Source organism: Anabaenopsis arnoldii (assembly GCF_028331025.1).
Classification (GTDB): domain Bacteria; phylum Cyanobacteriota; class Cyanobacteriia; order Cyanobacteriales; family Nostocaceae; genus Anabaenopsis; species Anabaenopsis arnoldii.
The window spans coordinates 1-12353 of the sequence record NZ_JAQMUH010000136.1 but is presented as its reverse complement, the minus strand read 5'-3'; the positions used below and the strand labels follow the sequence as shown (position 1 = coordinate 12353).

Here is a 12353-nt window from a genome sequence, read left to right as displayed (position 1 = left end):
TGACAAGGGAGAAAAACAGTACAAAGTCTGTATTCTTAGTAAGAAAAATAGCCCATTAAAAGACCATTGTCCGGATAAAATCTTCCTTGTCCACTTTCCTTCCTTGTCTTCGGTGGTCTTGCCTTCACAGATCATATTAACAACCTACCCTTGTAAGGAGAGGGTGGGGTCAAACAATAGTTGATACACTAATCATGACTTATCAAACATCCTCTTACACCCTCTACCTATTTTCTCATGAATCGCTATCTGAATCTCGTTTTATTCATACCTTTCTACTATCAACTACACTAGGCATCCCCCTGTGCCATTGACATCACTTATATCTAATGTACTTTCATTTAGCCACCGCGAAGCGCTGCTGCAAGCAGAGCTTCGCGATCGCCTGTGCCAGTTGCGTAAGTCCTATTGTTAATAAAGCCGACCAAGTACATAGTCAGCGATGTTAATTAGTGCCTGGCGTGACTCGGAAGGTGGTAGTACCTCAAGATGATCAACTGCTAACTTGGCATGGTAAGAGGCTAATTCCCTAGCTTGTTGTATACCTTGGCTATCTTGAATCAGATCCAGTGCTTGCTCTAAATCTCCTTGTTGGTCAAACTTCCGTTCTATGAGGACTTCCAGATATGGTTTTTCCCCTAAAGCAAATAAAACGGGTGCAGTAAGATTGCCACTTTTGAGATCAGAACCAGCAGGTTTACCCAGAGTATCTGTTGTACTAGTGAAATCTAAAATGTCATCCACAATCTGAAATGCCAGACCCAGATGACGACCGTAGTTATATAGATGTTCGGCTGTTTCTTGGGAAACTTCACTAAGTAACCCAGCTGCTTTGGAACTGTTGGCAATTAACGAGGCTGTTTTGTAATAGCTCTTTTTGAGGTAAGTCTCTATTGAGATCCTATTATCAAAACAATTTATTCCTTGCTGGATTTCGCCGGTAGCCAGATCCATAATCACTTCTGAGAGTAGTTTCACCACCTCCAAATTGTCCAAGTTTGCTAAATACCAGGACGATTGGGCAAAGAGAAAATCTCCTGCTAGGACAGCAATGCGATTACCGAACAGACTATGAACAGTAGGCACACCACGTCGCATTTGTGATTCATCTACCACATCGTCATGCACTAAGCTTGCCGTGTGAATCATTTCCGTTATTTCTGCTAGGCGGCGGTGACGCAGCGTTATGTCTTTTTCTAACATTGTGGCCCGCGATATCAGCAAAACAATTGCTGGTCTGATACGCTTTCCCCCAGCTCCGAATAGATGTTCGGCGGCCATAAATAGAATGGGGTGGCGATTTCCAACTAGCTGCTTGAGGTTATCTGCTAGTAGTCGCAGGTCTGCTTCCACAGGGGTAAACAGGGAGGTGGCTGAGGTCATGGATGGGCGGACTCTGGCTTACGTTACGAAAGTTTACATATCCTACACTCATTTTAAGATAACCCTGTGCCGGCGCAAAGTTTTGATGAGAGAATACCTGCCTATTTACTCTCTATTCTGGATAAAAAACTCAGATTTGCAATAACTACAAGTTGGCTAGAACCCTTATGGAAACTGTCTATAGCCATGCTCCCTGCTCATAAAAATATTTTGTGCATCAGAGCAAATTTTTTTTGAGATCTGTTGCCTAAGTCCTCTCAAGTCCAAAAATAAATCTTACTGGATATTTTCTGTATATTCTTGAGGACACACTACCTGTAGTGTTTTATGCAAAAACTCCATAAGAACGATATTGCTGTTTTTGCCAGAAATTAATTTTTACCCATAAGTATAATTAGTTATATATATTACATATATACGCATATAGTTGATCAACAAAAGTTTAACAATCTCCATTTATTGATCACATATCTAAAAATTTTCAAATTTTATCCCAATCTTGGGTGAAAACTCAGGAGCATTGTGTTAGGCTAAAATGTATGGATTTTAAATTTTTCAGAACTCATTTTCCAAAGGTAAGCAAGTTTTAAGTACTTTTACCTCCGTGGTACTGAGGATCTAAAATAATTGGTCGCTGTAAACCAAGAATAAAGAAATAATTCTCTTTATTCTTGTTCGTGCAGCAATTTAGCCTCCCCATCTGGAGTTGAGCGGTATCCTTATGGTTATTCGCTACAATATCTTAGCGTTTACTGAACGCTAAGGCTGCTCTGGTCATAGAGGTGCGCCCATAATGCAGACTCAGTAGACTGCTGAGGAGTGCAGTTAGCTTTGCCGTTGAGCAATTTAACTGTTGTGGTGTGTGGTCTGCAAAAAAACAAATTTCAATAGTTATTTAGCTAACCGTAGATAGTTATAAATTTACGGAAAATTTTAGTAGAGCAAACTACAGCCATCAAGGAACCCCTTGGTTGGTTGAATTTCTTCTTAAAAAATTACATATTCCATTCATAGGGGTGCTGCTAGAAAGATGATTTACGGGAAGATGCCTATGTTGACTTTTATTTTAGCCGCGGGATATTTGTTTACAGTTTACTTATTATTAGCGCTGGCCAAGAGAAGTGGTAAACAATCTGCTCCTAGAGATTTAGCCATCACTAACTCACAAAAAGACAAGCAAGATGTGTCAATAACTCATCAGGTGACTGAGGTGGTAAATAGTCAATAGGCTAGCTTTACCAGGCGTGATTATGAAGTCAAAATAATCATCAATCATTAATGACCGCTAAAATTGGAAACTGATGTGTCATTGAAATCAACAAGCTCAACAGTTGGAGTATGGCCTAGCCATGGGAGACTCGATTGAGCAAATTGTGGTGGAGAACCACTGACCCAGAAGCGAGTAGCTACTGGTGGGTATGTATTGCTTAATCCTAATAGTTCTAACTCTTGGCTACAAGCGGCGACAACGTGAACAGCAGGGTCCACCAGTTTGACTTGAGAGGGGAGGAGCGATCGCAGTACCGGTGCAAGATGTGGATAATGGGTACAACCGTAAACCAAGGTATCAATTTCTTGCTGTATTAACGGCTGTAAATATGACCGTGCCACTTCAGTAGTATAAGGGTCATGAATGCGATTTTGTTCAATCAGTGGCACGAACTCAGGGCAACTAACTTGCCAGACTTGGACATTGGCATCAATTTCCAGAATAGCATGGCGATAGGCATTACTTTTGGCTGTGGCAGGGGTAGCAATTACACCAATACGCTTCCCCTGCTGCACTGCTGCCTTAGCTCCTGGTAGGATAACTCCTAGAATAGGCATACTAAACTCCCTCCGTACTATTTCCAGAGCGAGGGCAGAACTAGTATTACAAGCCATAATCACCATTTTGACACGTTGCTGTTGCATCCAATTAAGGATTTGGCGCACATACTGTAAAATTTCAGCTTGTGAACGAATGCCATAAGGCAAGCGAGCTGTATCTCCAAAATAAATAATAGATTCATTGGGCAGGTGCCGATAAAGTTGTTGCAGGACTGTCAGACCACCCACACCACTGTCAAAAACCCCGATAGGGGCTCGTTGAGGCTCTTGATGGGCAAAATGGTCAGGATTATTTTCAAAGATGGAGGATGAATACACAGGTAGATATTAATTTCCGGTTGGGGTTATAAAATACCAAATGTAGCAGAAAATTTGTAATTCGTAATGGCTTCCAGCTATGGCTAGGCAAGACAGCCTCTCAGGTATAACTCTACCTAACGTGGTATCCCTCAATGACACACGAAGCCCCATCCGCCGCGGGGTGGGGTACTTCACTTATCTCCGTTGTAGATGTTGGAGAATACCACGAGCGATCGCATCCGCCATTTGATTTTGGTAAGCTGTGGTCCTGAGTCTAGCAGCATCCTCCGCACCTGTGACAAAACCCACCTCTACCAGAACCGAGGGCATGGTGTTTCTTCTGAGGACATAAAATCTAGCTCGCCGCACCTGTCTATCTCTGATAGTGACATTTTGAATAACGCTGTTATGAATCGAGCGAGCGAGACCCTGACCACTGTCGTGATAATATGTTTCCAAGCCATTGACATCTGGACGACTCATACTGATGGCATTGGCATGGATACTGACAAATAAATCAGCATTAGCTCGTTGTGCCAAATCCACTCGTCCTTGTAGGCTGACAAAATAGTCAGAATCACGAGTTAGTACTGCTTGGACGCCATTTTGCTCCAAAATCGCTGCTACCCTTTTGCTAATGGGCAAAACTACATCGCTTTCGCGCAGTCCGCCAACACCAATTGCTCCTGGGTCTCTACCACCGTGTCCGGGGTCAATCATCACGACAGATCTGGTTTTCCGTGCTGGAGTTGGCGTAGGCTGGCGTGTGGGTTGGGGCGCAGGAGTTGCAGTGGGTAGTTGCCCTTGGGTGGGTAGTGGTAGGGGTGATAATGCCACAGGGGGTGAAACCACCGTACCGGGACGAGAACCGTGTAATTGCAGAGAAAAAAGCTGGTTGCCGACTTGATTTAGTTCCCCAATGTGTACTCCCGCTGCAGGTTGTACCAATATCACCACTGAATTGTCTTCAGCTTGCAGGCGTACCCGGAGGATGGGACTATTAGCACTAAAATTTGGCCCTGTGACGTTGGCAGCTAACTGAGCATTGGGAATAGTGATTCGGAACAAACCAGAGGATCTATCCCATCGACTATTGGCGTTGACTGTTTTATCTGATCTAATCAGTAACTGCGTATCATTATTACCCAGTTCTATAGCCTGAATTGTTGCTGGCGCTGCTGTAGTTACAGTCAGATTTACATTATTGGCAACTGGCCTGTTGGCTATTACCGCGGTTCCTGTCTGATGACTGCGGCTAACCTCAGCCGTAGTATTGCGCGAGTTGTGGGAATTATTATTAGCCGGTAATCTGACAACACGAGAGGGCAAAAGAACTAAACCCTTGGCGCTACTATTAATTGAGCGCCAATCGGGGCTATCTTTGTCTACCCGCAAGGTCATGCGGACACCAGGTGCTTGGCTGTTTAACGGAGCTAATTCGAGCCGACTAATACCATGTTTGTTAACTTCGTAATTTAGTTGTGTCAGACTGGGTGACAAACTGGCGTCGGCGATATCCATAAAAATGGTATTGCGATCGCGGCTCCGATTGATTTTGACTTCAGGACTGCCGCCGTTTGTCCGCACAAACAACCCATCTCCTGTTACCAGTAAGTTCTCAATTTGAATTTTCCCTGGTATGGCACTGGCAATTTGCTTTCCTAGGGACTCGGCACGCGGGGACAAGAACTCGGGCTTGGTATCGCCATCAGAGTCAACAGTGACCACAGTATACATACTTCTGGCGGAAGATTCTGTCTTCTCTGGTGTTGGGGTTGGTAATTTTACCAGCCAGCGACTGCCACCAACGCTTTCAAATTTCACCTGCTGGGGGTCTAGACTATACCCAGGACTGAGTTCAACAACTAGGCGCGTTGTTTGTGGATCAAACTGCCCCACCCGGACAACACGAATGGCACCACCGACTTGTTGTGTGGACTGTGGTCGGCCGAAGGTCGTTCCGGGCAAATCAATGACCAGACGCGTAGGATCGAATATCAGTTGTGCTTGGGGTTGAACAGGGCTGTTCGTGTTAATCTCCAGACGATTTTGATTGGCATCAAAACGCCAAGATTCCAGTTTTGCTGCTACAGCCGGCGACGATAGTAAGACGATACTTCCTACTGTACTGGGTAGTAACCAGTGTAATTTCACAATCCTTTCTCCTGTGATTCGCGTTTATGGGAGCCATCAATATCTCAACATATTGGCTAATCGTCACACTGTTACAACCTAATCTTGATCTTTGTTAGTGCTGTGACTTTTGTGCTCGTATAAAGACACAATTAATGGCTCAAATTCCTAGTATCACCTCTAACTTTGCCATCCTATTAGGATATAATATTCAAGGAGGCAAATTATTTTAGATGCAACCAGATTACCACCACAATTAACCATACCTTTTTTGTCAATGCTTAGTTGTTAACACTTGACTGAGCCTTTTGATTGCAATTCAGTTTTGTCATGGCTAAAAACTTTTCCCGACTTGCTGAAACCAACATATTAATTAGGTGTACAGACATTCTGTGGAAACTCCCTACAGTGGTTTTAATATCATCACCAATCGTGTTCATACCTCAAATCAGCCACAGTAAATTTCAACTAGTTTTAATTGTTGTTACCAAACTGGGAATCGTTGATGCTACTTGTTACCAAGTATATAAATTAACATTTATAGCAGTTTAAGACTCGCGAAGCATAGGATTTTGAATGCCGGGAGTAGTGAGACAAAAACTACAATTTACAGTCTCCAAAGACGAGGATTTAGAGATTATGTTTCCTGTAATTGGGGACTGCTTACCTGGTACTGGGGATTTGATATGAGAAACACTTTTTCCCAGACCCTAGACCCCACTCTTTAGTCCCTCAGGGGTATCACAACACCCCATTTAGGTTTTTGATGAATTGTCCCCAGATTCGGGTTTGCTTTCCTGATTCTTACCATCATTGACAGTAGACATGATCGATTGAGGTTTTTCGACAATTACCGGTGTTCGAGTAACATTGTCCAAAATCAGTTTGTCTGTATCTGCTAGCAAATTATCTGTTTCTGGAAATACTAACCGTAAAAGTGGGGGGGCGAAAAAGGTCGTCAGGATGACCATCATGATAATTGCCGCCCCCAGTGATTTAGAGAGAACACCGCTAGCAGCACCGACACCAGCAAAGACTAAACCGACCTCACCCCGAGGAATCATTCTTACACCAATTGCTAAACGATTTATTTGGGGTTGACCAAACACACTGAAACCTGTAATTACTTTACCGATAATGGCTACTGTGATCAGGAAAATGGCCATAATTAAACCTTCTCGATTACTGGGAATAGCTGGGTTTAAGACCCCCAAGTCTGTTTTTGCCCCCACTGTCACAAAGAAAATTGCCACTAGGATATCGGCAATAGGTATAACTTGCTTTTGCAATTCCTTGCGTTTATCAGTTTCCTCTAAGACTAACCCCGCAGCAAAAGCTCCCAGAATTGCTTATGCTGTGCAAAAATCCTTCTCTTCAGTTTTACTACTTTATGGCAATTAACATAAATGGAAAATATCTGCTCATAAATTATTTTGTGTCTTTAGTCAATGACATCAGGCGTTGCCAGTAAAATTCGGATACTGGGATAACTGAAAGTCTAGGAAGTCGCAGCAACTCAAAATGTTCAAATTCTGCATCTTGCTTGATCTGCCTCAGTTCCAGAGGTACAGAGACTTTTTTCAGTGCCTTGACATCTACAACTACCCGTTTGGGATCGTTTAATGTGGGATCGGCATAAGGCTGACTGACAACCTCTGCTATACCGATAATTTGTCTTTCTTTGCCTGTATGGTAAATTAAGGCTAAGTCGCCAATCAGCATATTCCGTATATGTTTGAGCGCTAGGGGATTGTTAACTCCATCCCAAACTGTATTACCATCCTGTTCTAAATTAAAGTAGGAGTATTTTTCCGGTTCAGTTTTCAGCAGCCAGTATGCCATCCAAGAGTCTCCAAAATTTATAATTATTTTTTTTGAGTTTCCAAAAATGTAACCGCTCCTAATTCTGAGTATGGCAGTGTCAAAGTCAGAAAATATAAAATGCTGAGTGGATCATAGTTCAGAGCAGAAATGTTGACTTAAGAGTAGACAGTTGACTGCGAACTAGTATATCAGTGTTGTTTCCAGCATCTGTAGAATCTGTTCATAGGAGTGCGAATTTTATGTATGGAGCCGCTTTATCTGCTTCTTGGTTTCCGGGTGCTAATTCTGCTAAAACACTGACATTGTTCTTAATAAGCTGTATAATTTATATTGAACCTGGTTTGGCTCAAGACAAGGAAAAATTTTTGCGAACTCTGACAGTGAGCGGCCGCGGTGTGGAAACAATTCCCACCACTTTGTCACAAGTCAGTATGTCTGTGGAGGTTCAGGCTGAAACTGCACAGTCAGCGCAACAGGAAGCGGCTCGCAGAGCATCAGCTGTGGTCGCTTTGCTCAAAACCCGAAATGTAGAAAAATTACAAACTAGTGGTATCCGCCTCAATCCAGTTTATAGTTACACCGATAATGTACAACGAATTACTGGATATACTGCCAATAATACTGTGATGTTTATTATGGCAACACAGGGCGTCGGTATGCTTTTAGATGAAGCTGTAAAAGTCGGTGCAACGCAAATTAATAGTGTCACTTTTATTGCTAGTGACCAGGCGATCGCCTCAGCTCAAAAACAAGCACTCAGACAAGCCACCCAAAATGCTCAAGAACAAGCTAATGCTGTTTTGAGTACCCTAGGTTTCCAGTCTCAGGAAGTGGTAAGCATTCAGATTAATGGTGCAACTGCGCCCCCACCTCCCATGTTGGAGCGGGCTGAGGTTTTCAAGTTAGCTAATACAGATTTTTCTACCCCTGTAATTGGTGCTGAACAGCAGGTAGAAGCATCAGTGACACTGCAAATTAGTTACTAATTAAGCATGGGGAATAGGTGAGTATCTTTACCTATTCCCCATCTCAAGTTAGAACTCTTCTGAAGGCATATCTGCCATACCGCCTTCTGTATCCCGCTTAGAACCTAACAAATCTAGTTGGTCAACGTGGATAAATGGTGTAGAACGGTTGACACCGGTTTGGCGATCTGTCCAATTATTAAATCTCAAGGAACCTTTAACAGCAATTTGCTTGCCCTTGCGGACGTAATTACCCGCCACCTCTGCTGTTTTCCCCCATAGTTCTAAAGTGAACCAGTCAGGTTCATCGCTATTACGGGTTCTGCGATCAACTGCTAATGTTAATCTACACTTAACCGTACCGGACTCGAAATATTTAATATCTGGATCGCTACCTACACGACCAACAAGGGTGACAACGTTAATGCTCATGAGTCTAACCTTTAGTTACAAAATTACTGATATATTTTGAGTTTGATCATAGCCAATTTTGAAGTTATGATAAATATGTAAAAATAATCGCATTTATACTACTCAGATACTTAGAGGCATTTCAGATTTAAATACCTCATAGCTAAACAGTATGAGTGAAATTAGCTTGCTTGCTGGACTCGGCGTGAAAAAAATAATAGAATCGGTGATGATTAACTGTAACAGTTTTTAGCAAATCAGTATCGCAAAGAAGGGGCATAGAGACGCGTGGGGCTTTTTAAGAACTTTCGCTCATCGTGGGGTATGGGTATCGACCTTGGTACAGCCAATACCCTAGTTTATGTATCAGGTAAAGGGATTGTACTCCAAGAACCTTCAGTAATTGCCCTGAATCAAAATGAAAAGGTAGCACGTGCGGTAGGAGAGGAAGCTAAAAAAATGATCGGACGTACACCTGAAAATATGATTGCAGTCCGCCCTTTGCGTGATGGTGTAATTGCTGATTTTGATATGGCCGAGCTGATGTTAAAAAACTTTATCCAGCGTGTAAATGAGGGTCATTCTCTGATTTCGCCTCGAATTATCATTGGTATACCTAGTGGTATTACAGGGGTAGAAAGACGGGCTGTAATGGATGCAGCAGCCGAAGCTGGGGCCAGAGAGGTGCATTTAATAGATGAGCCAATGGCTGCAGCAATAGGAGCAGGGCTACCTGTTGCCGAAGCAACAGGTAATATGATTATTGATATTGGTGGCGGGACAACAGAAGTTGCAGTGCTCAGTCTCCAGGGTACTGTCATTAGTGAATCAGTGCGTATCGCTGGTGACGAAATGACAGAATGTATTATCGTATACCTAAAAAAGATTCATAACTTGGTAATCGGAGAACGAACTGCTGAGGAGATAAAAATCCGCATTGGTTCCGCCTATTCTACTAATGATAATAATGATGCCATGATGGAAGTCCGGGGCTTACATTTGCTTTCTGGGTTACCCAGAACTGTCACAGTCAAAGGGGCAGAAATTCGTGAATGTATGTTGGAACCGCTAGCAGTAATTATAGAAGCTGTGAAGCGAACACTCGAACGCACGCCGCCAGAATTAGCCTCAGACATTATTGACAGAGGAATTATGTTAGCTGGTGGTGGTGCTTTGCTTAAAGGGATAGATACCTTAATTAGCAATGAGACAGGAATTGTCACCCACATTGCCCCTGATCCTCTGTGTTGTGTTGTGCTAGGAACAGGTCGTGTGTTAGAAAACTTTAAACAGCTAGAACGTGTTCTTACTGCCCATTCGAGCCATATGTAGTCAGAAATATCAGATATTTAGTTTCTATTTAGCTACGAATTTATAATATATAGATGGTTACTGTGCGTCGTTGGTGGAATAGTAAACTACTACAACTGGGTTTAGTAAGTTTAGTAGTTAGTAGTGCTTGGATGTTGAGACAGACTCAGGGTTATTTACTGTTAGAAATGTATCAAATCATTGGCAGTCCATTAGAAATTTTACGGTATCACCCCAGTTCAGAGGAACGCCTGAATCAAGTCCGCTTGTTGGAGTTGGAAACGCGTATAGCTGATTTAGAAAGTCAAAATGAACAACTAAAAAATTTATTAGGTTATATTGAGAGGTCGCCATTCAAATCACGCCCCATTCCAGCCCGGGTAGTGGGACGTAGTGCTGACCACTGGTGGCAACAGGTGATCCTAAATCGCGGATCCAATGCAGGCATTAGAGAAGGCTTTATTGTCAAAACTTATGGCGGCTTGGTGGGTTTGGTAGAGACTGTAACTCCTAATACTAGTCGTGTATTGTTAATTAGCGACCTTAAGAGTCAAGTGGGGGTCAAAATTAACCGCACTTCATCTCAAGGGATTTTGCGGGGCGATTCTTCCGCCGAAGCGGTGCTGGAGTTTTATGAAAAAGTGCCAAATGTTCAGGTAGGTGATTTAGTATCTACATCTCCCTATAGTCATAAATTTCCGCCTGGTGTGCCAGTAGGACGAGTTAAGTCTCTAGATTTGCAGCAATCTGTAGCATCAGTGGCAAAAGTTGAGCTTTTTCCGCCGATAGCTTCATTAGATTGGGTAGCGGTCTATCCGTTCGTACAGCTGAACGATTAGGTATTTAGTTTAAATCCCAGAATTATATGCTAGGTGCTAGACTTTGGCATCCCGTAGCTAACAAAGCCAGAATTGACAACCAAAACTTGAGTTAGATTGAGTTAAAAAGATGCCTTCATTTAGCGGTAGCAGGCATAACAAGCCAAGAGCGCTACAACGAAAGTTAAAAATTTTATATAAGCCTCTTGCTCACTGCCATCCCTTTACACTTCAACTGCTAAATTGGGTAGTAACGGTTGCGTCTGTGCTGTTTTGTCTGCTGATGTTACCAACGCGGTTTGTGGGTATGGAATTATTGGGTATTGGGCCGAATTGGCTATTAATTTGGGTGGTTTCCTGGAGTGTCAAGCGATCATTCTGGGAAGGAATGTTAGCTGGTATAGTGCTGGGACTACTTCAAGATGCTATGACCTCACCTCACCCTACCCATGTGATTACTCTGGGTTGTGTGGGGGGGTTGACTAGTTTGCTACAAAAGCCCCGTTTTATCCAAGAAGATTTTATTTCTATTGCTTTAATTGTCTTTGTGATGGCAGTTGTGGCGGAAACTATCTTTGGACTAGAGTTAACTTGGATGAACAATGCCGACGGCGGGCAAAGCCTACGCAAAATGGAATATATTTGGTCATATTATCAACGTGTATCTCTGGCTTCTGCCATTCTCAGTAGTCTGTGGGCACCTGTATTTTATTATCCATTAAACCTTTGGTGGCAGAAGATAAAGTTATTAGAGCAGGGGTAGAAATTCCAGTTTGGGCAATGCCCGATTTTTCACGAATTCGGTTGACTTATCGGTTAATTTAAGCATGAGATTCACCCCTCATGCTCGGCTTCAAAACCGTGCGTGATGTTTTAAAATCACACGGATCCTCCCCAAGTTAACTCTTGTCATGGGGACTAAACTGAGTTGAAAGTTTGCCGATACCACCGTGTATCTGGTCGTGACAGTGTAGGTGTACAGCAGTTAAATTATCCAGACGGTTATCCGTGTGATTTCTGTTTTTATGCTGGATTTCAATAAGGTCATCAGGATGAAAGTTCAGCCCACATTCGGCACATTTTCCCTTTTGTTTCTTGATGGTAATAGTTAGAGGATGTTTGGAAAGTGTTAAACAGGTAATTTTTATATTAGGGAACAGGGAACAGGGAACAGGGAACACAGGAAGGATTGGGAAGGATTGGGAAGGATTGGGTAACACACAAAAAACAATAAAATTCAGTCCCCTCCCCTTACAAGGACAAGACTTGGTGGACAAGGTGGACAAGGTGACCACCGGAGAAAAACAGTACAAAGTCTGTATTCTTAGTAAGAAAAATAGCCCATTAAAAGACCATTGTCCGTATAAAATCTTCCTTG

General features: G+C 42.8%; 11 protein-coding genes and 1 pseudogene. 6 read left to right on the top strand and 6 right to left on the bottom strand.

Features of this window, described 5'->3' with window-relative positions; all coding sequences use genetic code 11:
- Positions 1–411: 411 nt before the first annotated feature.
- The gene (gene sds, locus PN457_RS12255; protein ID WP_271733624.1) at positions 412–1383 is read right to left on the bottom strand and encodes a solanesyl diphosphate synthase; all 972 of its coding nucleotides are present in this window, start codon (positions 1381–1383) and stop codon (positions 412–414) included.
- A gap of 1051 nt (positions 1384–2434) precedes the next feature.
- On the opposite strand from sds, the gene PN457_RS12250 reads away from it, so the two are divergent.
- Positions 2435–2611, top strand: a complete 177-nt coding sequence (locus PN457_RS12250; protein WP_271733622.1) for a hypothetical protein — start codon at positions 2435–2437, stop codon at positions 2609–2611.
- A gap of 47 nt (positions 2612–2658) precedes the next feature.
- On the opposite strand, the gene murI is transcribed toward PN457_RS12250, so the two are convergent.
- The 4 genes and pseudogenes from murI to PN457_RS12230 all read right to left on the bottom strand — a co-directional run bounded on the left by murI (position 2659) and on the right by PN457_RS12230 (position 7488).
- A complete protein-coding gene (murI, locus tag PN457_RS12245; protein WP_271733621.1) occupies positions 2659–3531 on the bottom strand; it encodes a glutamate racemase in 873 nt (290 codons plus the stop codon).
- Between the two features lie 177 nt (positions 3532–3708).
- On the bottom strand, positions 3709–5667 hold the full coding sequence (locus PN457_RS12240) for an N-acetylmuramoyl-L-alanine amidase (protein WP_271733620.1): 1959 nt from the start codon (positions 5665–5667) through the stop codon (positions 3709–3711).
- A 734-nt stretch (positions 5668–6401) separates the two neighbouring features.
- A pseudogene (locus PN457_RS12235) lies at positions 6402–6995 on the bottom strand (cation:proton antiporter); the annotation flags it as partial.
- 79 nt (positions 6996–7074) lie between these two features.
- The gene (locus PN457_RS12230; RefSeq protein WP_271733619.1) at positions 7075–7488 is read right to left on the bottom strand and encodes an EVE domain-containing protein; all 414 of its coding nucleotides are present in this window, start codon (positions 7486–7488) and stop codon (positions 7075–7077) included.
- 221 nt (positions 7489–7709) lie between these two features.
- On the opposite strand from PN457_RS12230, the gene PN457_RS12225 reads away from it, so the two are divergent.
- The gene (locus PN457_RS12225) at positions 7710–8456 is read left to right on the top strand and encodes an SIMPL domain-containing protein (protein WP_271733618.1); all 747 of its coding nucleotides are present in this window, start codon (positions 7710–7712) and stop codon (positions 8454–8456) included.
- Between the two features lie 48 nt (positions 8457–8504).
- Here PN457_RS12225 and PN457_RS12220 read toward each other — a convergent pair whose 3' ends face one another.
- Positions 8505–8867 (bottom strand): single-stranded DNA-binding protein, encoded by a 363-nt coding sequence (locus PN457_RS12220; RefSeq protein WP_271733617.1) that lies wholly within the window; start codon positions 8865–8867, stop codon positions 8505–8507.
- A 303-nt stretch (positions 8868–9170) separates the two neighbouring features.
- Here PN457_RS12220 and PN457_RS12215 point away from each other — a divergent pair, with 303 nt between their 5' ends.
- From PN457_RS12215 to PN457_RS12200, 4 genes are all read left to right on the top strand, one after another.
- Positions 9171–10178, top strand: a complete 1008-nt coding sequence (locus tag PN457_RS12215; RefSeq protein WP_271733616.1) for a rod shape-determining protein — start codon at positions 9171–9173, stop codon at positions 10176–10178.
- Between the two features lie 53 nt (positions 10179–10231).
- The gene (mreC, locus tag PN457_RS12210; RefSeq protein ID WP_271733615.1) at positions 10232–10996 is read left to right on the top strand and encodes a rod shape-determining protein MreC; all 765 of its coding nucleotides are present in this window, start codon (positions 10232–10234) and stop codon (positions 10994–10996) included.
- Between the two features lie 109 nt (positions 10997–11105).
- Positions 11106–11738, top strand: coding sequence for a rod shape-determining protein MreD (gene mreD / locus PN457_RS12205; protein WP_271733614.1), 633 nt, complete (start codon positions 11106–11108; stop codon positions 11736–11738).
- A gap of 356 nt (positions 11739–12094) precedes the next feature.
- Positions 12095–12353: hypothetical protein (locus PN457_RS12200; RefSeq protein ID WP_271733613.1), on the top strand; the 259-nt coding region annotated here is incomplete at its 3' end.

Excerpts from the sequence above, each read along its gene's own strand:
- sds (WP_271733624.1), bottom strand. The coding sequence starts at position 1,383 with ATGACCTCAGCCACCTCCCTGTTTACCCCTGTGGAAGCAGACCTGCGA.
- PN457_RS12250 (WP_271733622.1), top strand. The coding sequence starts at position 2,435 with ATGTTGACTTTTATTTTAGCCGCGGGATATTTGTTTACAGTTTACTTA.
- PN457_RS12230 (WP_271733619.1), bottom strand. The coding sequence starts at position 7,488 with ATGGCATACTGGCTGCTGAAAACTGAACCGGAAAAATACTCCTACTTT.
- PN457_RS12225 (WP_271733618.1), top strand. The coding sequence starts at position 7,710 with ATGTATGGAGCCGCTTTATCTGCTTCTTGGTTTCCGGGTGCTAATTCT.
- PN457_RS12220 (WP_271733617.1), bottom strand. The coding sequence starts at position 8,867 with ATGAGCATTAACGTTGTCACCCTTGTTGGTCGTGTAGGTAGCGATCCA.
- PN457_RS12215 (WP_271733616.1), top strand. The coding sequence starts at position 9,171 with ATGGGTATCGACCTTGGTACAGCCAATACCCTAGTTTATGTATCAGGT.
- mreC (WP_271733615.1), top strand. The coding sequence starts at position 10,232 with ATGGTTACTGTGCGTCGTTGGTGGAATAGTAAACTACTACAACTGGGT.
- mreD (WP_271733614.1), top strand. The coding sequence starts at position 11,106 with ATGCCTTCATTTAGCGGTAGCAGGCATAACAAGCCAAGAGCGCTACAA.